A 22,229-nucleotide genomic window follows, 5' to 3' on the forward strand; every position below is an offset into this window, starting at 1 on the left:
CGTGGGCGAGGATGTGGGGCATGACGAGCCACCTGACCCACGTACCCGCTCCCGACGGGATCGCAGCCAGCCCGCAGTACAGCCATGTCGTCTGGGGGACGGGCCGCTTCGTCGCGATATCCGGTCAGTGCGCGTTCGACGCCTCGGGCGCGGTGGTCGGGGAGGGGGACGCGGTGGCGCAGGCCCATCAGGTCTTCGCCAACCTGGACCGCTGTCTCGCGGCGGCGGGCGCCGGGTTCCAGGACGTCGTGAAGCTGACGTACTTCGTCACGGACGTCGCCCATCTGCCCGCCGTACGGGAGGCCCGGGACGCCCGTTTCGCGGGGGCTCCGCTGCCGGCGAGCTCGGCGGTCCAGGTGTCGGCGCTCGTCCGCCCGGAACTGCTCGTGGAGATCGAGGCGTTCGCCCTGGTGCCGGAGCGGAGGCAGGACTCCGGGGGCGCCGGCCCGGCCCGCCCGGTTCTCCGCTCAGTGGGCGGTGCCGACTCAGTGGGCGGTGCCGATTCGGCCGAGTGACGCTTTCGCCGCGTCGCCGAGCCTGGGATGCGGGAGCGCGGCCTCCAGGGTCGGGCGGGCCCGGGGGTCGCCGAGGGCACCCAGAGCCTCGACGCAGGCGAGGCCGACCCGCCAGTGGGGGTCGTCGGCGGTCAGGCGCCGTTCGAGGACGGTGATCAGGGCGGGTACGGACTCGGGGGCACGGAGATCGGCGAGCAGCCGGACCGGCAGCAGGGCATAGGCGACGCGGAGTTCGTTGGTGGCGAGGGCGGCGGCCGCGCGGGCGGTACGAGGGTCGCCGAGCCGGGTCAGGGCGTGGGCGGCGGTGACGCAGCGCTCCGGGTCGCGGTGGTTGAGGAGGAGCACCAGGGCCTCGAAGGCGCGCGGGTCGCCCGTGACGCCGAGGGCGTAGGCGGCGATCTCGCGGGCCCAGAGGGGCTGTCCGGGTGCGGTGAGGACGTGGTGCAGTTCCTCGGGATCGGTGGTTTCCGCGAGCTGTTCGAATGCCGCCGGGACGGTTCCGGTGGCATTCTCGATCTCGTCCCGCAATCGATCGATCATCGAGCAGAATTCCGGATCCTCGGCGTATTCCATGAATCCGAGCCTATCCGCGATCCAGATCACATTTTCCTCAACTTCCCAGGACTGGCGTGCTCGTTACCCGCCGGTTAGTCTCAGGTGAGCGGGGCACCCCCCGCGCTTCTCACAACGGCCTGGTGACGCAGCCGTTGTGGGTGTTCGTCGGTTCGGCAGTTTCGACGTGGCTCCGGGACAGAGTCCGTCGCCCCTATTCCCCCAGGGCATCGCCCTTTCTCCCGGGCAGAGCCCTCGCTCTTTCCCGCGCCCTTTTGTGCGCGCACTGCCCTCAGTCGTCACTCTTCCTCTCAGGAGTCCCCTGATGGACACCCCTATCTCCACCATCGCCGTCGTCGGTCTCGGCACCATGGGCACCGGTATCGCCGATGTCCTCGTTCGCGCCGGCCGTGAGGTCATCGGCATCGACATCAGCGACACCGCCGCCGCCCAGGCCGTCGCCGCCCTGGAGGCCTCCACCGCCCGTGCCGTGGCCCGTGAGCGGATCACCGAGGAGGAGCGGCAGGACGTCCTGGCCCGCTTCCGTACCTTCTCCGACCTCCAGGCGGCCGCCGAGGCCGACCTCGTGATCGAGGTCGTGCCCGAGTCGTACGAGGCGAAGCAGGAGGTGTTCCGGGCCCTCGACGGGATCGTCCGGCCCGGCACGATCGTCGCCACCGGCACGAACGCGCTCTCCGTCACCCGGCTCGCCGCCGACTCGGCGCACCCCGAGCGGGTCCTCGGCCTGCACTTCTTCACCCCGGTGCAGGCGATGAAGCTGGTCGAGGTGGTCTCCTCCGTGCTGACCGACCCGCGGGCCGTCGAGGCCGTCACGCAGCTCGCCCTCGACCTCGGCAAGGAGCCGGTGGCGGTCGGCGACCGGGCCGGTTTCATCGCGGACGGGCTCCTCTTCGGCTACCTGAACCAGGCCGCCGCCATGTACGAGGCCAAGTACGCCTCCCGCGAGGACATCGACGCGGCGATGAAGCTGGGCTGCGGTCTGCCGATGGGCCCGCTGGCGCTGCTCGACCTGATCGGCGTCGACACGGCCCGTACGGTCCTGGAAGCCATGTACGCGGACTCCCGCGACCGGCTGCACGCCCCGGCCCCGATCCTCAAGCAGCTCAGCGAGGCGGGTCTGACCGGCCGTAAGTCGGGCCGCGGCTTCTACACGTACGAGGCGCCGGGCTCCGGTGAGGTCGTGCGGGACGCGCTGACCCCGCTGGGCTCCGCCGACGCGGCCGGTGGGCGTGAGGTCCGCTCGGTCGGCGTCGCGGGCTCGGGCACCATGGCCTCCGGCATCGCCGAGGTCTTCGCGAAGGCCGGGTACCAGGTCGTCCTCGCCGCCCGTTCGCAGGAGAAGGCGGACACGGCGAAGGCCCGGATCGCCAAGTCGCTGGCCCGTTCGGTCGACAAGGGCCGGATGACGGGCGAGGCGCGGGACGCCACGCTGGCCCTGATCACTCCGGCGGGCACGCTGGACGCCTTCGCCGACGTCGACCTGGCCCTGGAGGCGGTCGCCGAGGACCTGGAGATCAAGCAGGAGCTGTTCGCGCGGCTCGACAAGATCTGCAAGCCGGGCGCGGTGCTCGCCACCACGACCTCCTCGCTGCCGGTCGTGGCCTGTGCCCGTGCCACCTCGCGCCCGCAGGACGTCATCGGGATGCACTTCTTCAACCCGGCGCCGGCCATGAAGCTGGTCGAGATCGTCCGCACGGTGCTGACCGGCGACGACGTGCACGCGACCGTCCGCGAGGTCACCACGAAGATCCGCAAGCACCCGGTGGACTGCGGCGACCGGGCCGGCTTCATCGTGAACGCGCTGCTCTTCCCGTACCTGAACAACGCGATCAAGATGGTCCAGGAGCACTACGCGACCCTGGACGACATCGACGCCGCGATGAAGCTGGGCGGCGGCTACCCGATGGGCCCGTTCGAGCTGCTGGACGTGGTCGGTCTGGATGTGTCCCTGGCGATCGAGCAGGTGCTGCACCGTGAGTTCCGGGACCCGGGCCTGGCCCCGGCCCCGCTCCTGGAGCACCTGGTGGCGGCGGGCTGCCTGGGTCGCAAGACGGGACGCGGCTTCCGCGAATATGCCCGACGCTGAGCCCGGAGCGGCCGGCTGGGGTGGTCTGCTGAGCCCTCCGGGCACCGTCGGTGTCCCGGGGGGCTCCCCGCCCCCACCTGGGCACACTCCCCCTCCGATGCAGTACGTTCGGACCATGCCCAAGGCCGCGAAGACACCCCGTGCCACCTCCCCGTCCGACGCTCCGGAGAGCGCGGCGGGCACTCGTGCCGCCGCACAGCGGCTCAAGATGCGCCGGGAGCTCGCCACGGCCGCGATGGAGCTCTTCGCGAGCAAGGGGTACGAGGCGACCACGGTCGACGAGATCGCCGCCCGGGCCGGGGTCGCGCGGCGGACGTTCTTCCGGCACTTCCGCTCCAAGGAAGAGGCGATCTTCCCCGATCACGACGACACCCTGGTGCGGGCGGAGGCGGTCCTGAACGCGGCCCCGCCGCACGAGCACCCGCTCGACACGGTGTGCCGGGGCATCAAGGAAGTCATGAAGATGTACGCGGGCTCCCCCGCGGTCTCCGTGGAGCGCTACCGGCTCACGCGCGAGGTGCCGACCCTGCGGGAGCGGGAGATCGCCTCGGTGGCCCGCTACGAGCGGCTGTTCACCCGCTATCTCCTGGGCCACTTCGACGAGCGCGACCACCACGACGGCAACGACGACCCGCTGCTCGCCGAGGTGGCGGCCTCCGCGGTCGTCACGGCCCACAACCACGTCCTGCGCCGCTGGCTGCGGGCGGGCGGCCAGGGCGATGTGGAGACCCAGCTGGACCACGCCTTCGCGATCGTCCGGGACACCTTCGGCTCGGGCATAGGCGCGGGCCGCCCGGCCCCTTCCTCGTCCGCCCCCGGGACCAACGAGCCGGTTCCGGCCGTCCGTGCCTCCACCACGGGTGACGTGGTGGTCGCCGTGGCCCGAACGGACGCACCGCTCGACGAGGTCATGCGCACGATCCAGCAGGCGCTGACGAAGAGCTGACACCCGCGGGAGCCACTCCCCCGCTTCTCACGGACGAAGGCCGCCCCTCTCCAGGGGCGGCCTTCGTCCGTTTTGACCTGCGATTCGATCGATCATCGCTCACATGTGACCGGCAGATTGCATATGAGTGAAATTGTTGGCACGCAGTGCCTTGTCACGTGACACGGCGTGCCATACGTTGATGTTGTCCGGGCGGTCGGCGCGCAGAGGTCTCCTCGTGCGCCGGCTGTCCCCACAAGCGATCGTGATTGTGCGCCCGGACGCCTGCGTCACAGGCACCCACCGCGCCCACCAGGCGCAGCCCGCACCACCCCCGCCGAACCGACGGCACACCTCCACAGCAGCAGCCCCAGACGTAACCCTCAGCGCGTCCCCCTCAGACGCCGCACCGCCGGAGGCAACCCCGTGAAGGACATCCTGGACGCGATCCAGTCCTCGGACTCCACGTCCGCCGACTTCGCGAACATCCCGCTCCCCGAGTCATACCGCGCCGTCACCGTCCACAAGGACGAGACGGAGATGTTCGCCGGGCTCGCCAGCCGCGACAAGGACCCGCGCAAGTCGCTGCACCTCGACAACGTGCCGGTGCCCGAGCTCGGCCCGGGCGAGGCCCTGGTCGCCGTCATGGCCAGCTCCGTGAACTACAACTCGGTCTGGACCTCGATCTTCGAGCCGGTCTCGACCTTCGGCTTCCTGGAGCGCTACGGCCGGCTCAGCGACCTCAGCAAGCGCCACGACCTGCCGTACCACATCATCGGTTCCGACCTCGCGGGCGTCGTGCTCCGCACCGGCCCGGGCGTGAACTCGTGGAAGCCCGGTGACGAGGTCGTCGCGCACTGCCTCTCGGTCGAGCTGGAGTCCTCGGACGGTCACAACGACACGATGCTCGACCCCGAGCAGCGCATCTGGGGCTTCGAGACCAACTTCGGCGGCCTGGCGGAGATCGCGCTGGTCAAGTCGAACCAGCTGATGCCGAAGCCCGACCACCTGAGCTGGGAGGAGGCGGCGTCCCCGGGCCTCGTCAACTCCACCGCGTACCGCCAGCTGGTCTCCCGCAACGGCGCCGGCATGAAGCAGGGCGACAACGTCCTCATCTGGGGCGCGAGCGGTGGACTCGGCTCGTACGCCACGCAGTTCGCCCTGGCCGGCGGCGCCAACCCGATCTGTGTCGTCTCCTCCCCCGAGAAGGCCGACATCTGCCGGGCGATGGGCGCCGAGGCGGTCATCGACCGCAACGCCGAGGGCTACAAGTTCTGGAAGGACGAGCACACCCAGGACCCGAAGGAGTGGAAGCGCTTCGGCAAGCGCATCCGCGAGCTGACCGGCGGCGAGGACGTGGACATCGTCTTCGAGCACCCGGGCCGCGAGACCTTCGGCGCCTCCGTGTACGTCACCCGCAAGGGCGGCACGATCGTCACCTGCGCCTCCACCTCCGGCTACAACCACGAGTACGACAACCGCTACCTGTGGATGTCGCTCAAGCGGATCGTCGGCTCGCACTTCGCCAACTACCGCGAGGCGTGGGAGGCCAACCGCCTGGTCGCCAAGGGCAAGATCCACCCCACCCTGTCGAAGGTCTACTCCCTGGAGGAGACCGGCCAGGCCGCCTACGACGTCCACCGCAACCTCCACCAGGGCAAGGTCGGCGTCCTCGCCCTCGCGCCCGAGGAGGGCCTCGGCGTCCGCAACCCGGAGATGCGCGCCCAGCACATCGACGCCATCAACCGTTTCCGCAACATCTGAGCCCGGGACCATAGATGACTGAGCGCCAGAAGGACCGGCCGTGGCTCATGCGGACGTACGCCGGTCACTCGACCGCCGAGGCGTCCAACGAGCTGTACCGCCGCAACCTCGCCAAGGGTCAGACCGGCCTCTCGGTCGCGTTCGACCTGCCGACGCAGACCGGGTACGACCCCGACCACATCCTCGCCCGCGGCGAGGTCGGCCGGGTCGGCGTCCCCGTCTCGCACCTCGGTGACATGCGGCGGCTGTTCCAGGACATCCCCCTGGACCGGATGAACACCTCGATGACCATCAACGCCACGGCGATGTGGCTCCTGGCGCTCTACCAGGTGGTCGCGGAGGAGCAGGGCGCGGACGTCACCCGGCTCCAGGGCACCACCCAGAACGACATCGTGAAGGAGTACCTGTCGCGCGGGACGCACGTCTTCCCGCCCGGCCCCTCCCTCCGCCTCACGACGGACATGATCACCTACACGGTGAACAACATCCCGAAGTGGAACCCGATCAACATCTGCAGCTATCACCTGCAGGAGGCCGGGGCCACTCCGGTCCAGGAGATCTCGTACGCGATGTCCACCGCGATCGCCGTGCTCGACGCGGTGTTCGCCTCGGGCCAGGTCCCCGAGGACCGCAAGGGCGAGGTCGTCGCGCGTATCTCCTTCTTCGTGAACGCGGGCGTCCGCTTCATCGAGGAGATGTGCAAGATGCGCGCCTTCGGCCGCATCTGGGACAAGATCACCCGTGAGCGGTACGGCATCGAGAACGAGAAGCAGCGCCGGTTCCGCTACGGCGTGCAGGTCAACTCGCTCGGTCTGACCGAGGCCCAGCCGGAGAACAACGTCCAGCGGATCGTCCTGGAGATGCTGGCCGTCACCCTCTCCAAGGACGCCCGCGCGCGTGCCGTGCAGCTGCCCGCCTGGAACGAGGCGCTCGGCCTCCCCCGGCCGTGGGACCAGCAGTGGTCGCTCCGCATCCAGCAGGTCCTCGCCCACGAGTCCGACCTGCTGGAGTACGAGGACATCTTCGCCGGCTCGCACGTCATCGAGGCCAAGGTCGACTCGCTCGTCGAGGAGTGCCTGGCCGAGATCGAGCGCATCCAGGAGATGGGCGGCGCGATGGCCGCCGTCGAGTCCGGCTACCTCAAGTCGCAGCTCGTCTCCTCGCACGCCGAGCGGCGCGCCCGGATCGAGGCCGGCGACGAGAAGATCATCGGCGTCAACATCTTCCAGGCGACCGAGGAGAACCCCCTCACCGCCGACCTGGACACCGCCATCATGACGGTGGACCCGGCGAACGAGGCGCGGGTGGTCGGCGCCCTCCACGAGTGGCGCGACAACCGCGACGAGACCCGCGCCCAGGAATCCCTGGCGGCGTTGAAGGCGACGGCTGCCGGTGACGGCAACCTCTTCGCCGCCACCCTGGAGTGCGCGCGTGCGGGCGTCACGACCGGGGAGTGGTCCTGGGCGCTGCGGGACGTCTTCGGCGAGTTCCGCGCCCCGACGGGCGTGTCCTCGGCCCCGGTCGCGGTGACGGCCGAGGCGGGCACCCCGCTGGCCCTCGTACGGGACAAGGTGGCGCGGACCGCCGAGGAGATGGGTGTCGGGCGGCTGCGGCTGCTCGTCGGCAAGCCGGGTCTCGACGGGCACTCCAACGGGGCCGAGCAGATCGCCGTACGCGCGCGTGACGCCGGTTTCGAGGTGGTCTACCAGGGCATCCGGCTGACGCCCGAGCAGATCGTGAGCGCGGCCCTCGCGGAGGACGTGCACTGCGTGGGTCTGTCGATCCTCTCCGGCTCGCACGCCGAGCTGGTCCCGGACGTCCTCGACCGCCTCCGCGAGGCGGGCGCGACCGACGTGCCGGTCATCGTCGGCGGGATCATCCCGAACGCCGACGCCGCAGAACTGAAGCGTGCGGGTGTGGCCGCCGTCTTCACACCGAAGGACTTCGGTATCACGGAGATCATCGGACGTATCGTCGACGAGATCCGGACAGCGAACAAGCTCCACCCCCTTGAAAGTACGGAGGTCCCCGCATGACCAGCCCCGTGAACCGCCTGCGTCCCCGCCGCTCCTGCCTGGCGGTCCCCGGTTCCAACCCGCGCTTCCTGGAGAAGGCCCAGGGCCTCGCCGCCGACCAGGTCTTCCTGGACCTGGAGGACGCGTGCGCCCCGCTGGCCAAGCCCGAGGCCCGGCACACCATCGTGAAGTTCCTGAACGAGGGCGACTGGACCGGCAAGACGCGCGTGGTCCGCGTCAACGACTGGACGACCCACTGGACGTACCGTGACGTCGTCACCGTCGTCGAGGGCGCCGGCCAGAACCTCGACTGCATCATGCTGCCGAAGGTCCAGGACGCCCAGCAGATCGTGGCGCTCGACCTCCTGCTGACGCAGATCGAGAAGACGATGGGCTTCGAGGTCGGCAAGATCGGCATCGAGGCGCAGATCGAGAACGCCCAGGGCCTCAACAACGTCAACGCGATCGCGCAGGCCTCCCCGCGCGTCGAGACGATCATCTTCGGCCCGGCCGACTTCATGGCGTCCATCAACATGAAGTCCCTGGTCGTGGGCGAGCAGCCGCCCGGCTACGGCGCCGACGCCTACCACTACATCCTGATGGCGATCCTGATGGCCGCCCGCGCCAACAACCTGCAGGCGATCGACGGCCCGTACCTCCAGATCCGCAACCCCGAGGGCTACAAGGCGGTCGCCCAGCGCGCCGCGGCCCTGGGCTTCGACGGCAAGTGGGTGCTGCACCCGGACCAGGTCGCCGCCGCGAACGAGATCTTCTCGCCGTCGCAGGAGGACTTCGACCACGCCGAGCTGATCCTGGACGCGTACGACTACTACACGTCCGAGGCCGGCGGGAAGAAGGGCTCCGCGATGCTCGGCGACGAGATGATCGACGAGGCCTCCCGCAAGATGGCCCTGGTCATCTCCGGCAAGGGCCGCGCCGCCGGCATGCAGCGCACGTCGAAGTTCGAAATCCCGGAGGCCTGAGTCCCATGCAGTTCGGCCGTACCTACGAAGAGTTCGAAGTCGGTGCCGTCTACAAGCACTGGCCCGGAAAGACGGTCACCGAGTACGACGACCACCTCTTCTGTCTGCTGACGATGAACCACCATCCGCTGCACATGGATGTGAACTACGCCGAGAACACGACGGACTTCGGCAAGAACGTCGTCGTCGGCAACTACATCTACTCGCTGCTGCTCGGCATGTCCGTGCCGGACGTCTCCGGCAAGGCCATCGCCAACCTGGAGATCGAGTCGCTGCGCCACGTCGCGCCGACCTTCCACGGCGACACGATCTACGGCAAGACCACGGTCCTCGACAAGACCCCGTCGAAGTCGAAGAACGACCGCGGCATCGTCTACGTCGAGACCAAGGGCTACAAGCAGGACGGCACCCTCGTGTGTGTCTTCCGCCGCAAGGTGATGGTCCCCACCGAGACGTACATCAAGGAGCGCGGCGGCGAGCAGCCCGGCCGCCCCGAGCTGATCGAGCCCGCCAAGAAGACGGAGAAGTAGCCATGGCCCGACTCGCCCAGACCGCCGGGCTCACGGACGTCCAGCAGGAGATCCTCAAGACCGTCCGGGAGTTCGTCGACAAGGAGATCATCCCGGTCGCGACCGAGCTGGAGCACCGCGACGAGTACCCCCAGCAGATCGTCGACGGGCTCAAGGAGCTCGGCCTGTTCGGTCTGATGATCCCCGAGGAGTACGGCGGTCTGGGTGAGTCGCTCCTCACCTACGCGCTGTGCGTGGAGGAGATCGCGCGTGGCTGGATGTCGGTCTCCGGCATCATCAACACGCACTTCATCGTGGCGTACATGCTGAAGCAGCACGGCACCCAGGAGCAGAAGGACTACTTCCTTCCGCGGATGGCGGCCGGCGAGACGCGTGGCGCGTTCTCGATGTCGGAGCCGGGTCTCGGCTCGGACGTGTCGGCCATCACGTCCAAGGCGGTCAAGGACGGCGACGAGTACGTCCTGAACGGTCAGAAGATGTGGCTGACCAATGGCGGAACGTCAACACTGGTCGCCGTTCTCGTCCGAAGTGACGAAGGACACCCGGAGGGCACCGCCCCCCACAAGTCGATGACGACCTTCCTCGTCGAGAAGGAGCCCGGCTTCGGAGAGGTCCGCCCCGGCCTCACCATCCCCGGGAAGATCGACAAGATGGGTTACAAGGGCGTCGACACCACCGAACTCATCATGGACGGACTGCGCATTCCGGCCAATCGGGTCCTCGGCGGGGTCACCGGCCGAGGGTTTTACCAAATGATGGACGGCGTCGAGGTCGGCCGCGTGAACGTGGCGGCCCGTGGCTGTGGGGTCGCTCAGCGTGCCTTCGAGCTGGGTGTCTCGTATGCCCAGCAACGTCACACTTTCGGCAAGGCGATCGCTCAGCACCAGGCGATTCAGTTCAAGCTGGCCGAGATGGCTACCAAGGTCGAGGCCGCTCATGCCATGATGGTGAACGCAGCACGCAAAAAGGACTCTGGAGAACGAAACGACCTCGAAGCAGGGATGGCGAAGTACCTCGCCTCCGAATACTGCAAGGAGGTCGTCGAGGATGCCTTCCGCATTCACGGCGGGTACGGCTTCTCCAAGGAGTACGAGATCGAGCGTCTCTACCGTGAGGCGCCGATGCTGCTCATCGGTGAAGGTACCGCCGAGATCCAGAAAATGATCATTGGTCGTCGGCTGCTCGAGGAGTACCGGTTCCAGGGTTGATTGTCGGGTTTGAGTCGTTTCGGCCGCGAAGAAGATCACACCCTGTGTTCGTCTTCCGGCCGTCGACTCGGTTCCTGGCTTACCCAGTTGCGCCCCGCAACCGATAGCATCGCGGGAAAGCCGCCGTCCCCCGTTGCCAGTGCGGCATCATCCGCTACGAAGGTCATCCATGCCCCACAGCCAAACCTCTGCACACCGCGACAGCCTCAAGGGCGTACGCCTCGCGCGCGGAGCATCGCCGTGGCTTCTGCCGACCGTCGCCACCGCGGCGCTCAGCCTCGTGCGCGCGCGCAAGTCGAGGCGGGCCGCGGCCATCGCCGTGCCGACCACCGCGCTCGCGGCCGGCATGCTGTGGTTCTTCCGCGACCCCGAGCGCGAGATCGCTCAGGGCCGGGTCATCTCCCCCGCCGACGGTGTGGTGCAGAGCATCATGCCGTGGAAGGACGGGCGCACCCGGGTCGCCATCTTCATGAGCCCGCTGAACGTCCACGTCAACCGCGCGCCGCTGGCCGGCACCGTGACGTCCGTGGAGCACGTTCCCGGTGGGTTCGTGCCGGCGTTCAACAAGGAGAGCGAGAACAACGAGCGCGTTGTCTGGCACTTCGACACCGAGCTCGGCGACATCGAGATGGTGCAGATCGCGGGCGCCGTCGCCCGGCGCATCGTGCCGTACATCCCGCAGGGGACCAAGGTCGAGCAGGGTGACCGCATCGGTCTGATCCGCTTCGGCTCCCGCGTCGACATCTACCTCCCCGAGGGTGTCGAGGTCGCCGTCGAGGTCGGCCAGGCCACCACAGCGGGGGTGACTCGCATTGACCGTGATTGATCCCGACACACGGGCCGGCGACTGGGTCGCCGGCACCGATACGGAAGCGGCCGAAGAGGCCGAGGAGATGCCGCTGTCGCTGAGGCTGTCCATAGCGGACGCCCTCACGCTCGGTAACGCCACGTGTGGATTCATGGCGGTGTACTTCACCACCACGGGAATCCTCATCCCGCACCTGACGGGCAGCACGGAGACCGGCATGGCGCGCAACAGCGCCGCCACCGCCGTGATCCTGATGCTCGCCGCGGCGATCTTCGACCTCTTCGACGGGATCGTGGCGCGCAAGCTCCGCTCCTCCCCGATGGGCGCCGAACTCGACAACCTCTCGGACCTGATCAGCTTCGGTCTGGCCCCGGCCTACTTCGTACTCGTGTACGGCATGGTCACGCCCGGCGCGCAGCAGAAGGTCTCGGCGGTGGCCGCGATCGTGGTGCTGCTCGCGGTGGTGCTGCGGCTGGCGAGATTCTCCTGCGTGACCATGAAGGACGGCATGTTCCAGGGCATGCCGAGCCCCTTCGGCGCGCTGACGGTGGTCTCGATCGTGCTCCTGGAGCTGCCGTTCATCCCGACGCTGCTCGCGATCATCGGCGTCGCCTGGCTGATGGTGAGCCGGGTCGAGTACCCCAAGCCGCGGGGCATCCTCGCGGTGGCGATGCTCAGCTGGATCGTCGGTGCGATGGGCATGCTGGCGGCCTGGGCCTTCGACGCTCCGGGCGGACAGTTCCTGCTCCAGACCGGGTGCGCGCTCCAGGTCGTGATGGGCGCCGTGATCCCCCTCTTCGCGACGGCCCGTCGAGTGAACACCTTCCGCGGCAACCGGCGTGAGAGCCGGGAGGCACGGGCGGCGCAGCTGCCGTAGCGCGGGACGCGAACGTACGGAAGGGCCCCGGAGGCGATATCGCCTCCGGGGCCCTTCCTCGTGCCCGGGGGGCTATCCGACGCGCTTGTAGTAGAGCGTGGTGGCGCGCAGGACGCCGGCCGGGTCGGCGGCGAAGTCCGGGATCGTGCCGGCGGCCGTCCAGCCCGCGCCCCGGTAGAGGCGCTCGGCCGGGCTGTCGGTCCGGGTGTCCAGGACGAGCAGGGTGAGGCCGCCGACGGCGGCGTGGGCCTCGGCCGTGGCGAGCAGCCGCCGCCCGAGGCCGCGGCCCCGGGCGGACCGGTGGACCAGGAGGCGGGCGATCTCACCGCGGTGCCTGCCGTTGGCCGGGCCGCCGCGGACGAGGGTGACGACGCCGGTGAGGCTCCCGTCGGGGCCGTGGGCGGCCCAGACGTCGCGCACGCCCTCCGCGGCCTCCTCGGCGACCCGCGACCACCAGGCGGCCGCCTCGGGGGCCTCCAGGGGCGCCAGGAAGCCGACGGAGGCGCCGGAGTCCACGGCGTCGAGGAGAAGCGCGGCGAGACCGGTGGAGGAGTGGGCGCGGACCTCGTCGGGGGTGAGGCGCTCGATGCGGTCGGGGGCGGTCATGAGGGGCTGCCCCTCGATCGGTACGTTCATGGACCCGAGCTTCACACCGCGTTGTTTCCGGCGTGTGACGATCTTCTAGGCTGTGGATCATGCGTGTACTCGTCGCGGGCGCCACGGGCGCCGTCGGTCGTCAGCTCGTGCCCCTCCTCGAGGAGGCCGGCCACGAGGTCGTGGGGATCTCCCGGCGCGGACCGCGCCCCGTGGACGTCCTGGACGCCGGGGCGGTGCACCGGGCGGTGGCCGAGGCGGCGCCGGACGCGGTGGTCCACCAGCTGACGGATCTCGGGTCGGCGGACGGTGCCGCGAACAACCGGATCAGGGTCGACGGCACCCGGAACCTCGTGGACGCGGCGCGCGCGGCCGGTGTGCGGCGGATCGTCGCGCAGTCGATCAGCTGGGCGTACGCCCCCGGGGACGGACCGGCGGACGAGTCCGTACCGCTCGATCCGACCGAGGAGGCGCCCCGGTCCCGGATCGTCGCCGGGGTGCGGGCCCTGGAGTCCGTGGCGGCCGAACTGCCGGAGGCCGTGGTCCTGCGCTACGGCATCCTGTACGGCCCCGGAACCTGGTACGCCGCGGGTGGCGCCGTGGCCGCGGCGCTCGCCGGGGACCCGGCGGCCCGGTTCCTCGGGAGCACGGCGGCGGACGACGCCGTGAGCTCCTTCGTGCACGTCGCCGATGCCGCCGAGGCGGCCGTACGGGCTCTCTCGTGGCCCTCGGGCGCGTACAACGTGGTGGACGACGAGCCCGCGCCCGGTCACGCCTGGCTGCCGGTCCTGGCCGAGGCGCTGGGTGTGCCCGCGCCCCGCCGGAGCGAGGGCGGGGCGCCTTGGGCGCGGGGCGCGGTGAACGCCCGCGCCCGTGCCCTGGGCTGGGCCCCGGCCCGCCCGTCCTGGCGGACGGGCTTCGCGGACCAGGGCCGGGGCTGACCGGTCAGGGCGTGTAGGACGTGGCGGCGTCCGCGACGAAGGGCTCCCGGACCGTGCGCATGCCGCCGGGGACCTTCTTGTCCGGCTGGATGATGACGGACTCCCGGGACGACGGGGCCTTGGGGTCGCCGAGGTTGTGGCTCATCCCGAAGCCGGCGTCGTAGGACGTCAGTGTCAGGAGTGCCTTGCCGACACCGTCACGGGTGAGGTCCTTGCTCTCGCAGGCCTTCTTCAGGGCCTCGCCGAAGACGCTCGCCGCGGTCCAGCCGGCGACGATGCCGTTGTCGAGGGAGTCGCTCGGGTAGGCGGCCTTGTAGTCCGCGACCAGCTTCTTGGCGGTGGGGGTGTCCGCGCCGATGGGGAGGCTCGGGGAGGCGAACCAGTACATCTTCTCCAGCGCGGGTCCCGCCTGGGTGCCGAGGAGCTGCGGCGCGAAGGCCGAGTTGTTGCCGACGACGGGGACCTTCAGGCCGGTGGCGGCGGCGACTCCGACGAGGGAGGCGGCCTGGCGGGGGCCAGCGCTGATGACGATGGCCTTGACCCCGGCCTGCTTGAGGGCCGCGACCTGCGCCGACATGTCATTGTCGGTGGGCTTGATCTTCTGCTCGACGACGGTCAGGCCCGCCTTCTCCGCCGCGTACTTCGAGCCCTTGAGCGCGTTCTCGCCGTAGTCGCCCTCGAAGTAGACGTGGCCGAGCTTGTCACCCGACTTCAGGCCCTTCTCCTTGAGCAGGAAGTCCACGGCGTTGATGGTCTCCACGTCGTACGTGGCGCCCAGGACGCGGATGTACGGGGAGCCGAGCAGCGAGGCCGACCAGGCCTGCGGGAGGACGAGGCCCTTGTCCGTGGTGTCGACCCGGGGCTTGACGGCGGCGACGAACGGGGAGCCGATGAACTGGGTGTAGCCGACGACCTTCGGCTCCAGTTCGGTGTAGGCGGCGAGCGCCTTCTGCGGGTCGTAACCGTGGTCGCGGACCGTCAGTTCCAGCTGCCGCCCGCAGATCCCTCCGGCGGCGTTGACCTGCTTCACGTACAGCTGCTGGGCCTGGGTGACGCTCTTGCCGAGGGTGGCGTAGACGCCGGTCATGTCGGTGAGCGCGCCGAGCGAGATCGTCTTGTCGGTGACGCCCTCGCCGGTCTTCACCCCGCCCGCGCCGGTCTGCTTGCCGTCGCCGGTCTTGGCCTTGGAGCTGCATCCGGCGGCGGTGAGGGCGACCAGTGCGGCGAGCGCGGCGGCCAGGCCCCGCACGGCCTGTCGTCTGTGGTTCATCGTGCCTCCCCTGAGGGTTCGGTGGTGGTCGGGGTGTGGGTGGGGTCTTTGGGGCTTGTGGGGCTCTCGGGGTTCGTGGGGCTCTCGGGGTTCGTAGGGCTTTGGGGGTTCGTGGGGCTTTGGGGGTTCGTGGGGTTGTTGGGGTTCTTGCCGCTGCCGGGTTCGCCGGGCCTTCGCGCCGCGAGCCGGGCGAGGCCTCCGGGCAGGAACAGGACCACCGCGACGACGGCGGCGCCGTACAGGTAGCGCGCGGCCTCCCCCGGCGCGATGCCGCCCGTTCCGGGGGCGGAGACCAGCGGGAGCGCGTCGCTGTAGCGGTTGAGGAGCTGCGGCAGGAGGGAGACGAAGACGCCTCCGGCGACCGCTCCCGCGACCGAGCCGAGACCGCCGATGACGATCATGGCCAGGTATTCGAGGGAGAGCGCCATGCCGAAGTACTCCGGCACCGTGCGCTGGAAGACCAGGGCGAGCAGGACACCGGCGAGGCCCGCGTACATGGAGGACAGGACGAAGACGGCGGCGCGGTAGCGGGCGACCGGGATGCCCATGACGCCGGCGGCGATCCGGTGGTCGCGGATGGCGTTCATCGCGCGTCCCGGGCGGCCCCGGAGGACGCCGCGGGCGAAGAGCACCCCGCCGAGGAGCAGGACGAGACCGAGGTACCAGAGCTTCTCCACCGCCCCGAACGGGACCTGGGCGACGAGGAGTTCGGTGTCGTCGAAGGTGAGGCCGAAGAGGGAGAGCGGCGGGACCGCGCGGCCGTTGTAGCCGCCCGTGAGGTCGTGGGCGTTGAAGAGGACGTGCTGGCCGATGAAGATCAGCGCGAGGGTGGCGATGCCGAGGTACGCGCCCCGCAGCCGTCCCGCGATGGGGCTGAACACCCCGCCGGCCAGGCCCGAGAGGGCGACCGCGAGGACGGCGGCGAGCCAGCCGGGCAGGCCGAGCCCGGCGAGCCCGTCGGCCCCGTCCCCGGCGAAGGCGCAGTAGCCGTAGGCGCCGACGGCGAGGAAGAAGGCGTGTCCCATGGAGAGCTGTCCGGTGGCGCCGGTCAGCAGGTTGATGCCGATCGCGCCGAGGGCGGCGGCCATCGCGAAGAGGCCCGCCTGGAGCCAGAACCGGTCCAGGTAGAAGGGCAGCACGAGGAGGACGAGGCCGGCGGCGGCCCCCACGTACAGCGCGGGGGTGCCGACCCGCAGGCCGCTCCGGGCGAGGGTCTCAGACACGGGCGAGCTCCTTCGTGCCGAAGAGTCCGGCCGGGCGGATCAGGAGCACCGCGACCATGACGAGATACGGGGCCAGGTCGCCGATCCCCCGGCCGAGGAACGCCAGGTCGCCCTGGTAGCCGGTGGCGAGGGACTCGGTGACGCCGACGAGGAGGCCGCCGACGAGGGCGCCCGTCGTGGAGTCGAGGCCACCGAGGATGGCGGCGGGGAAGGCCTTGAGCGCGGCGAGCGAGGTGGCCCGCTCCAGGCCCGGGGTCGGGAAGACGGTGAGGAAGAGCGCGGCGACGGCTGCGAGACCGCCGGCGACCGCCCAGGCGCCGATCGAGACCCGGCCGAGCCGGATGCCCATGAGGGCGGCGGTCTCCTGGTTCTCGGCGGCGGCCCGCATGGCGACGCCCCAGGAGGTGTACCGGAAGGCGAGCAGGAAGGCGGTGATGAGGAGGCCCGCGACGAGCAGCGCGGCGATCCGGGTCTCCGCGATGGTGACCCCTCCGACGGTGACGACGGCATCACCCCACGGGTCGCCGAGGGCGAGGATGTCGGTGCCGATCCGGCGGGTCAGTTCGGTGGCGAGCAGGATGTCGACCCCGATGGTGACGATGGCGAGGACGCTGTGGTCGGTGCCCCGGTGACGGCGCATCACGAGGAACTCGACGGCCGCTCCGACCACCGCCGCGCCCGCGATGCCGGCGAGCAGCGCGGGCCAGAAGCCGATGTCGTCGTGGAGGACGGCGGTGACGTAACCGCCCGCGAGGAGAAGGGAGGCGTGGGCGAAGTTGACGACCTCGGTGGCCCGGAAGATGACCACGAATCCGAGGGCGATGAGGGCGTAGATCGAGCCCAGTGAGATGCCGTTGATCAGGAACTCGGCGAACGTGCTCACGCGGCGGACTCCTCTCCGAGGTAGGCGCGGACGACCGCCGGGTCGTTCTGGACGTCGCCGGGGGCCCCGTCGGCGATCCGGCGGCCGAAGTCGAGGACGGTGACGGAGTCGGCGAGCCGCATCACCAGGCCCATGTCGTGCTCGACGAGGAGCACCGAGATGCCGAGGCTGTCGCGGACCCCGGCGATGACCGAGGCGGTCCGGCGCCGCTCGTCGGCGGTCATCCCGGCGACGGGCTCGTCGAGCAGCAGCAGCTTCGGCTCCATGCAGAGCGCGCGGGCCAGTTCGGCGAGCTTCTGCTGCCCGTACGGGAGCGAGCCCGCCGGTCGCCCGAGCTGCTGCTCCAGGCCGACGAAGGCGGCGATCTCCCGGACCCGGGCACGGTGGCGCGCCTCCTCGCGGGCGGCGGAGGGGAGGCGGAGTCCGGCGGCGACGAAGCCGGTACGGGTCAGCCGGTGGCGGCCGAGCATCAGGCTGTCCTCGACGGTGGCGCGGGGCGGCAGGGCCAGGTTCTGGAAGATCCGGCCGACGCCGAGGTCCGCGATCCGGTGCGGGGGCAGGGCGGTCAGCTCGTGCGGGCCGAGGCGGACGGAGCCCTCGGTGGCGCGGTAGACACCGGAGAGGACGTTGAAGCAGGTGGACTTCCCGGCGCCGTTGGGCCCGATGAGGGCGTGCACGGTGCCGGGCCGGACGGTGAAGCCGACGGCGTCGAGGGCGGTGAGGCCGGCGAAGCGGACGGTGAGGTCGCGGACTTCGAGGGCGGGGACGTCGGGGGCGGGGGCCACGTGCTCCGGCCCGGCGGCCGGGGGCCGGGGCGGGGGCGGGGACTCCGGGGTCCGCGCGGCCTCCGGGATCCGCGCGGCCTCCGGGGGCTCCGGGGTCTGCGGGGGCTGTGGGGTCTGCGGGGTCATCGGGATTCCTCCCAGCGGGACAGGACCGGGTGCGTGGCGCGGGCGCGGGCCGCGTCGGCGGCGGCGTCCTCGTCGACCACGCCCAGATAGCGGCGGCGTACCTCGTCGGAGGCGGCGAGTTCGGCGGCCGGGCCGGAGAGGGTGACCTCGCCGACCTCCAGGACGTACGCGCGGGAGGCGAGCCGCAGGGCGAGCGCCGCGTTCTGCTCGACGAGCAGCACCGCCGTGCCCTGGGCGTTGATCTCCCGGACGGCGTCCGCGATCCGGGCCGCCATCAGCGGGGCGAGTCCGAGCGAGGGTTCGTCGAGCAGGAGCAGGCCCGGCGCGGCCATCAGGGCGCGGCCGACGGCCAGCATCTGCTGCTCGCCGCCGGAGAGCAGCCCGGCGGGCTGGCGGGCCCGCTCCGCGAGGACCGGGAAGAGCTCGTGGACCCGGCGGAGCGAGGCTGTCCTCGCCGCCCGACCTCCGCGGCTGCCGAGCGCTCCGGCGCGCAGGTTGTCCTCGACCGTCATCCGGGCGAAGACCTGGCGGCCCTCGGGCACCTGGGAGACGCCGGCCGCGACGACGCGGTCGGGCGGCAGCCCGTCGAGCGGCCGGCCGTCGCGGCGCACCGTGCCGGAGACCACGGCGCCGCCGTGGAACCGGAGGGTGCGCGAGACCGCCCGCAGCAGCGTCGACTTGCCGGCTCCGTTGGCTCCGAGGACGGTGACGACCTCACCCGCCGGCACGGTCAGCGACACCTGCCGCAAGGCGTGTACCGGTCCGTATCCCGCCGTCAGGTCCGTCACCTGAAGGGCGGGTGCGGTACCTCCCATGGTTCCCCTTTTCCGGGTTTCCCGGCCGATTCTTGTTACTCGGCCGTTCGATGGCGCTCACCCCAACACCGCGCCGGACCGCGCGTCCACGGCCCGCGGCCGAATCGCTGCCGGTGACCAGCGGGCGCGCCGAAGGGCTGTGCATGCGCACAACGCTGCGCGTCAGGGCTGTGCGGAGGGGGCCGCGGCGGTGGATCCTCCGGTCATGGGACGGCGCAGACGGCGGACCGGTGACGACTGGAAGGTGCTCGCGCAGGCGTGCACGGCGCTTCTGGAGCGGGTGCCGGAGCTGGTGGACGAGCATCTGAGGGAACTCCACGCGTACGAGCCCGCCTACGGGCGGATCCTGCCGTACGACCAGCACTGGCAGGAGGCCGAGGAGGCGATACGCATCGGGATCGAGATGATCTCGGCGCCCCGGAGCTCGCCCCGGCGGGACCTGGAGCACGCGGACGAGATGGGCCGGCGGCGGGCCGCGCAGGGCATGCCGCTCGAACTGGTCGTGCACGCCTACCGGCACGCCGGGCATCTGGTCTGGGACGCGCTGATCGAGGGCGCGGGGACGGACACGGCACAGTTGGCGGCGCTGATGCAGTCGGCGACGACGGTGTGGTCGGCGGTGGACGCGCAGGCGGACACGGCGTCGGAGGCGTACCGGACGACGGAGCTCGAACTGCGCCGCCGCACGGACGAGCAGCTCCAGGCGCTTCTCGACGCGCTGCTCCAGGGCCAGCGGTCACCCGAGCTGGTGGCGCGGGCCGCGGCCGGCCTGGACCTGCCGGAGCAGGGTCGGTACGCGGTGGTGATGCTGCGCTACGACCGGCGGGAGGAGCGGGAGCTGTTCCACCGGCAGGTGCAGGGTGAGGGCGTGCGGTTCCTGTGGCGGATGGGGGCCGACTGTGAGCTGGGAGTGGTGGCGCTCGCCGGGGACACCGGTCTGGACGCGCTGTCGGAACTCCTCGACGGGCGGTGTCCGGGTCCCGGTGGGATCAGTCCGGTGGTGGTGGGCCTGACCGAGCTGGGCCGGGCGCGGCGGCTCGCCGAGCTGGCGCTGCGGACGTGTCCGCCGGGGAGCCGCGAGATCGTACGGCTCGACCGGCGGATGGCGGGCGCGCTGGTGGTCGGCCAGCCGGAGGTGGCGCACCTGCTGGTCTCGGACGTCCTGGGCGGTCTGCTCGAACTGGACCCGGCGGACCGGGCGGTGCTCCTGGAGACACTGGACGCGTGGCTGGACTGCGAGGGTTCGGCGGGCCGGGCGGCGGGCCGGCTGTACTGCCACCGGAACACGGTCTTCAACCGGCTGCGGCGGCTGGAGCAGTTGACGGCGCGGTCGCTTTCGCGGCCGCGGGATCTGACGGAGATGACGCTGGCGCTGGACGCGTTCCGGCTGACGGCATCGGGGGGTTGAGGGGCCGGGAGGGACGGAGGTGTCAGGATGCCTCCGTGACGATCACTGTGGACATACGTACGGACCGCCCGCGGAACAGGCTCCTCGGGCGGGCACTCCTGACGGGTGCGGTGACGGCGGGAGTCGGCTGCCTGGTGGGGCCATGGCTGGCGGAGTCGACGGGGCTCCTCGTCCTGGTCACCGCCTTCGAGTACCGCTGGCCGGGTTTCCTCGTGGCGGTCGTGCTGCTCGGTGCGGCGGTGCGGCTGCTGTCGGACCGGCCTGCGGTCCGGAGGCGGGTGCTCGCCGTGTGTGCGGCGGCGGTCATCGTTGTCGTGTGGTTCCTGCTGGTCGCCTTCCCGATGATCGGCGGCAACTGGGAGGAGACGGGCCGGACGGCCGCGCCGGGGGGCGCGGACCGGTACGTCGTGGTGGAGGAGGGCTCGGTGATGATCGACCCGCTGTGGCGGGTGTCGGTCGTGGACGGGTCGGGGCTCACCGCGCGCCAGTGGCCCGTCGGGACCTTCAACGGCGACGCCGCCGACGGCGTACTGGCGAACGTGGCCTGGTCGGGGCCCGACGCCCTGGTCCTCACGACCGGGGGCGGGAGGGTGACGACCGTACGTCTCGACGCGCGCACCGGGAAGCCGGAGCGCGAGCTGTCGGTGCCTTAGGAACGGCGTGGGTCCGCCGCCCCGGAGGGCGGCGGTCGGCCGGGGGCGTTACCGCAGGAAGTCCCGCGCGATGCTCGCCGCCACGTCCTCCAGGAGCGGGCCCGCGTTCGCCATGGACGTGGCCGGGTCCGGCTCCAGGGCCGCGAGGGGGTACGCGCGGCGGATGCCGGCCGTGCCCAGGGCCTCCGGGGGGAGGGCCAGGCGGCCGCAGACCGCGACGACCTCCTTGCCGGCCGCGCGCGCCGCGGCGGCGACGCCCGCCGGGGCCTTGCCGTGCAGGGTCTGCTCGTCGAGGGAGCCCTCGCCGGTGATGACCAGGGTCGCGCGCTCCAGGGCGGGCGCGAAGCCGAGGACCTCCAGCATCAGCTCGATGCCGGGCCGGAAGCTCGCGCCGAGGATGAGCGCGCCGTAGCCGATGCCGCCCGCGCCGCCCGCGCCGGGGGCGAGGGCCGCCTCGGCCGCCTTGGGGCCGATGGCCTTCTCCAGGACGGTGGCGAAGTGGGCGAGGGCCGCGTCCAGGGTCCGGACGTCGTCGGGCGTGGCGCCCTTCTGCGGTCCGTAGACCGCGGGGGCGCCCTTGGGCCCGGTGAGCGGGTTGTCGACATCGCTCGCGAGGATCAGGTCGACCGAGGCGAAGCGGGGGTCGAGGCCGGTGAGGTCGGCCGTGGCGAGGTCGGCGAGGGCCGCGCCCCCGGGGCCCACGGGGGCGCCGGACGCGTCGAGGAAGCGGGCGCCGAGCGCGGCGAGCATGCCGGCGCCGCCGTCGGTGGTGGCGCTGCCGCCGACGCCGAAGACGACGGTGGTCGCGCCGGCGTCGAGCGCCGCGCGGAGCAGTTCACCGGAGCCGTACGTGGTCGCGGTCAGCGGGGCGAACACGCCGGCCGGGAGGAGCTGGAGGCCGGAGGCCTCGGCCATCTCGACGACCGCGGTGGTGTCGCGCAGCGCGAAGGCGGCGGTGACCGGTTCGCCGAGCGGCCCCGTCACCCGGACCTCGCGGCGTTCGAACCCGGCCGCGACGGCCGCCGCGACGGTGCCGTCGCCGCCGTCCGCGACGGGCAGGGTCTCCACCGTGAGCTCCGGGATCACCCGTCGCAGTCCTGCTGTGACCCGCTCCGCGACCTGCACGGCCGTGAGCGAGCCCTTGAACTTGTCGGCCGCCACGAGCACGTGAGCGACCTGAGTTGCTGCCCCGTCCGTCACCTTGCATCCCTTGCTTTCGAACGTGCAGTCGCGCCGAGGCCGACCCT

General features: G+C 71.2%; 21 protein-coding genes. 13 read left to right on the forward strand and 8 right to left on the reverse strand.

Features of this window, described 5'->3' with window-relative positions; translation table 11 throughout:
* The first annotated feature begins 20 nt into the window (after positions 1–20).
* Positions 21–515 carry a RidA family protein gene (locus tag N5875_RS07085; RefSeq protein ID WP_318212712.1) on the forward strand — a complete coding sequence of 165 codons (495 nt, stop codon included), beginning with the start codon at positions 21–23 and terminating at the stop codon, positions 513–515.
* On the opposite strand, the gene N5875_RS07090 is transcribed toward N5875_RS07085, so the two are convergent.
* Positions 486–1,088, reverse strand: coding sequence for a HEAT repeat domain-containing protein (locus tag N5875_RS07090; RefSeq protein WP_338492329.1), 603 nt, complete (start codon positions 1,086–1,088; stop codon positions 486–488). The genes N5875_RS07085 and N5875_RS07090 overlap by 30 nt on opposite strands.
* Before the next feature lie 304 nt (positions 1,089–1,392).
* On the opposite strand from N5875_RS07090, the gene N5875_RS07095 reads away from it, so the two are divergent.
* From N5875_RS07095 to pssA, 9 genes are all read left to right on the forward strand, one after another.
* On the forward strand, positions 1,393–3,174 hold the full coding sequence (locus N5875_RS07095) for a 3-hydroxybutyryl-CoA dehydrogenase (RefSeq protein WP_338492331.1): 1,782 nt from the start codon (positions 1,393–1,395) through the stop codon (positions 3,172–3,174).
* 115 nt (positions 3,175–3,289) lie between these two features.
* On the forward strand, positions 3,290–4,120 hold the full coding sequence (locus tag N5875_RS07100; protein WP_318212715.1) for a TetR family transcriptional regulator: 831 nt from the start codon (positions 3,290–3,292) through the stop codon (positions 4,118–4,120).
* Positions 4,121–4,525: 405 nt separating this feature from the next.
* The gene (ccrA, locus tag N5875_RS07105) at positions 4,526–5,863 is read left to right on the forward strand and encodes a crotonyl-CoA carboxylase/reductase (RefSeq protein WP_266970826.1); all 1,338 of its coding nucleotides are present in this window, start codon (positions 4,526–4,528) and stop codon (positions 5,861–5,863) included.
* Positions 5,864–5,877: 14 nt separating this feature from the next.
* Positions 5,878–7,899, forward strand: a complete 2,022-nt coding sequence (locus tag N5875_RS07110) for a protein meaA (protein WP_318212716.1) — start codon at positions 5,878–5,880, stop codon at positions 7,897–7,899.
* Positions 7,896–8,861 (forward strand): CoA ester lyase, encoded by a 966-nt coding sequence (locus N5875_RS07115; RefSeq protein ID WP_030551238.1) that lies wholly within the window; start codon positions 7,896–7,898, stop codon positions 8,859–8,861. The genes N5875_RS07110 and N5875_RS07115 overlap by 4 nt, the downstream gene beginning before the upstream one ends.
* 5 nt (positions 8,862–8,866) lie before the next feature.
* Positions 8,867–9,391, forward strand: coding sequence for a MaoC family dehydratase (locus tag N5875_RS07120; protein ID WP_338492334.1), 525 nt, complete (start codon positions 8,867–8,869; stop codon positions 9,389–9,391).
* Positions 9,392–9,393: 2 nt separating this feature from the next.
* Positions 9,394–10,599: an acyl-CoA dehydrogenase family protein gene (locus N5875_RS07125; RefSeq protein ID WP_015037484.1), complete on the forward strand. Its 1,206-nt coding sequence runs from the start codon at positions 9,394–9,396 to the stop codon at positions 10,597–10,599.
* 169 nt (positions 10,600–10,768) lie between these two features.
* Positions 10,769–11,425 carry a phosphatidylserine decarboxylase gene (locus N5875_RS07130; protein ID WP_318212717.1) on the forward strand — a complete coding sequence of 219 codons (657 nt, stop codon included), beginning with the start codon at positions 10,769–10,771 and terminating at the stop codon, positions 11,423–11,425.
* A complete protein-coding gene (pssA, locus tag N5875_RS07135) occupies positions 11,418–12,284 on the forward strand; it encodes a CDP-diacylglycerol--serine O-phosphatidyltransferase (RefSeq protein WP_318212745.1) in 867 nt (288 codons plus the stop codon). The genes N5875_RS07130 and pssA overlap by 8 nt, the downstream gene beginning before the upstream one ends.
* A 72-nt stretch (positions 12,285–12,356) precedes the next feature.
* Here the strand turns inward: pssA and N5875_RS07140 are convergent, their stop codons facing one another.
* Entirely contained in the window at positions 12,357–12,920 is a 564-nt protein-coding gene (locus N5875_RS07140; RefSeq protein WP_318212718.1) for a GNAT family N-acetyltransferase, read from the reverse strand.
* A gap of 59 nt (positions 12,921–12,979) precedes the next feature.
* On the opposite strand from N5875_RS07140, the gene N5875_RS07145 reads away from it, so the two are divergent.
* Positions 12,980–13,819, forward strand: a complete 840-nt coding sequence (locus N5875_RS07145) for an NAD(P)-dependent oxidoreductase (protein ID WP_338492339.1) — start codon at positions 12,980–12,982, stop codon at positions 13,817–13,819.
* A gap of 4 nt (positions 13,820–13,823) precedes the next feature.
* Here the strand turns inward: N5875_RS07145 and N5875_RS07150 are convergent, their stop codons facing one another.
* From N5875_RS07150 to N5875_RS07170, 5 genes are read right to left on the reverse strand one after another with little or no spacing between them, the layout of a single operon-like run.
* Positions 13,824–15,089 (reverse strand): ABC transporter substrate-binding protein, encoded by a 1,266-nt coding sequence (locus tag N5875_RS07150; protein ID WP_318212720.1) that lies wholly within the window; start codon positions 15,087–15,089, stop codon positions 13,824–13,826.
* Positions 15,086–16,285 carry a branched-chain amino acid ABC transporter permease gene (locus N5875_RS07155; protein WP_338499105.1) on the reverse strand — a complete coding sequence of 400 codons (1,200 nt, stop codon included), beginning with the start codon at positions 16,283–16,285 and terminating at the stop codon, positions 15,086–15,088. The genes N5875_RS07150 and N5875_RS07155 overlap by 4 nt, the downstream gene beginning before the upstream one ends.
* 19 nt (positions 16,286–16,304) lie before the next feature.
* On the reverse strand, positions 16,305–17,195 hold the full coding sequence (locus N5875_RS07160; RefSeq protein WP_318212721.1) for a branched-chain amino acid ABC transporter permease: 891 nt from the start codon (positions 17,193–17,195) through the stop codon (positions 16,305–16,307).
* Entirely contained in the window at positions 17,192–18,106 is a 915-nt protein-coding gene (locus N5875_RS07165; protein WP_318212722.1) for an ABC transporter ATP-binding protein, read from the reverse strand. Before N5875_RS07165 ends, N5875_RS07160 begins: the two co-directional genes overlap by 4 nt.
* Positions 18,103–18,921 carry an ABC transporter ATP-binding protein gene (locus tag N5875_RS07170; RefSeq protein WP_318212723.1) on the reverse strand — a complete coding sequence of 273 codons (819 nt, stop codon included), beginning with the start codon at positions 18,919–18,921 and terminating at the stop codon, positions 18,103–18,105. The genes N5875_RS07165 and N5875_RS07170 overlap by 4 nt, the downstream gene beginning before the upstream one ends.
* A gap of 205 nt (positions 18,922–19,126) precedes the next feature.
* Here N5875_RS07170 and N5875_RS07175 point away from each other — a divergent pair, with 205 nt between their 5' ends.
* Both N5875_RS07175 and N5875_RS07180 read left to right on the forward strand, forming a co-directional pair.
* Entirely contained in the window at positions 19,127–20,329 is a 1,203-nt protein-coding gene (locus N5875_RS07175) for a helix-turn-helix domain-containing protein (RefSeq protein ID WP_318212724.1), read from the forward strand.
* 35 nt (positions 20,330–20,364) lie between these two features.
* Positions 20,365–20,982 (forward strand): hypothetical protein, encoded by a 618-nt coding sequence (locus tag N5875_RS07180; RefSeq protein WP_318212725.1) that lies wholly within the window; start codon positions 20,365–20,367, stop codon positions 20,980–20,982.
* Between the two features lie 48 nt (positions 20,983–21,030).
* Here N5875_RS07180 and N5875_RS07185 read toward each other — a convergent pair whose 3' ends face one another.
* On the reverse strand, positions 21,031–22,182 hold the full coding sequence (locus tag N5875_RS07185; protein WP_338492341.1) for a glycerate kinase: 1,152 nt from the start codon (positions 22,180–22,182) through the stop codon (positions 21,031–21,033).
* Positions 22,183–22,229: the final 47 nt, after the last annotated feature.

This window comes from Streptomyces sp. SJL17-4, assembly GCF_036826855.1.
Classification (GTDB): Bacteria; Actinomycetota; Actinomycetes; order Streptomycetales; family Streptomycetaceae; genus Streptomyces.

Bases quoted from the DNA above. Each gene is read 5' to 3' on its own strand.
- N5875_RS07085 (WP_318212712.1), top strand. From the start codon at position 21: ATGACGAGCCACCTGACCCACGTACCCGCTCCCGACGGGATCGCAGCC.
- N5875_RS07090 (WP_338492329.1), bottom strand. From the start codon at position 1,088: ATGGAATACGCCGAGGATCCGGAATTCTGCTCGATGATCGATCGATTG.
- N5875_RS07095 (WP_338492331.1), top strand. From the start codon at position 1,393: ATGGACACCCCTATCTCCACCATCGCCGTCGTCGGTCTCGGCACCATG.
- N5875_RS07100 (WP_318212715.1), top strand. From the start codon at position 3,290: ATGCCCAAGGCCGCGAAGACACCCCGTGCCACCTCCCCGTCCGACGCT.
- N5875_RS07110 (WP_318212716.1), top strand. From the start codon at position 5,878: ATGACTGAGCGCCAGAAGGACCGGCCGTGGCTCATGCGGACGTACGCC.
- N5875_RS07115 (WP_030551238.1), top strand. From the start codon at position 7,896: ATGACCAGCCCCGTGAACCGCCTGCGTCCCCGCCGCTCCTGCCTGGCG.
- N5875_RS07120 (WP_338492334.1), top strand. From the start codon at position 8,867: ATGCAGTTCGGCCGTACCTACGAAGAGTTCGAAGTCGGTGCCGTCTAC.
- N5875_RS07125 (WP_015037484.1), top strand. From the start codon at position 9,394: ATGGCCCGACTCGCCCAGACCGCCGGGCTCACGGACGTCCAGCAGGAG.
- N5875_RS07130 (WP_318212717.1), top strand. From the start codon at position 10,769: ATGCCCCACAGCCAAACCTCTGCACACCGCGACAGCCTCAAGGGCGTA.
- N5875_RS07140 (WP_318212718.1), bottom strand. From the start codon at position 12,920: ATGAACGTACCGATCGAGGGGCAGCCCCTCATGACCGCCCCCGACCGC.
- N5875_RS07145 (WP_338492339.1), top strand. From the start codon at position 12,980: ATGCGTGTACTCGTCGCGGGCGCCACGGGCGCCGTCGGTCGTCAGCTC.
- N5875_RS07150 (WP_318212720.1), bottom strand. From the start codon at position 15,089: ATGAACCACAGACGACAGGCCGTGCGGGGCCTGGCCGCCGCGCTCGCC.
- N5875_RS07165 (WP_318212722.1), bottom strand. From the start codon at position 18,106: ATGACCCCGCAGACCCCACAGCCCCCGCAGACCCCGGAGCCCCCGGAG.
- N5875_RS07170 (WP_318212723.1), bottom strand. From the start codon at position 18,921: ATGGGAGGTACCGCACCCGCCCTTCAGGTGACGGACCTGACGGCGGGA.
- N5875_RS07175 (WP_318212724.1), top strand. From the start codon at position 19,127: ATGGGACGGCGCAGACGGCGGACCGGTGACGACTGGAAGGTGCTCGCG.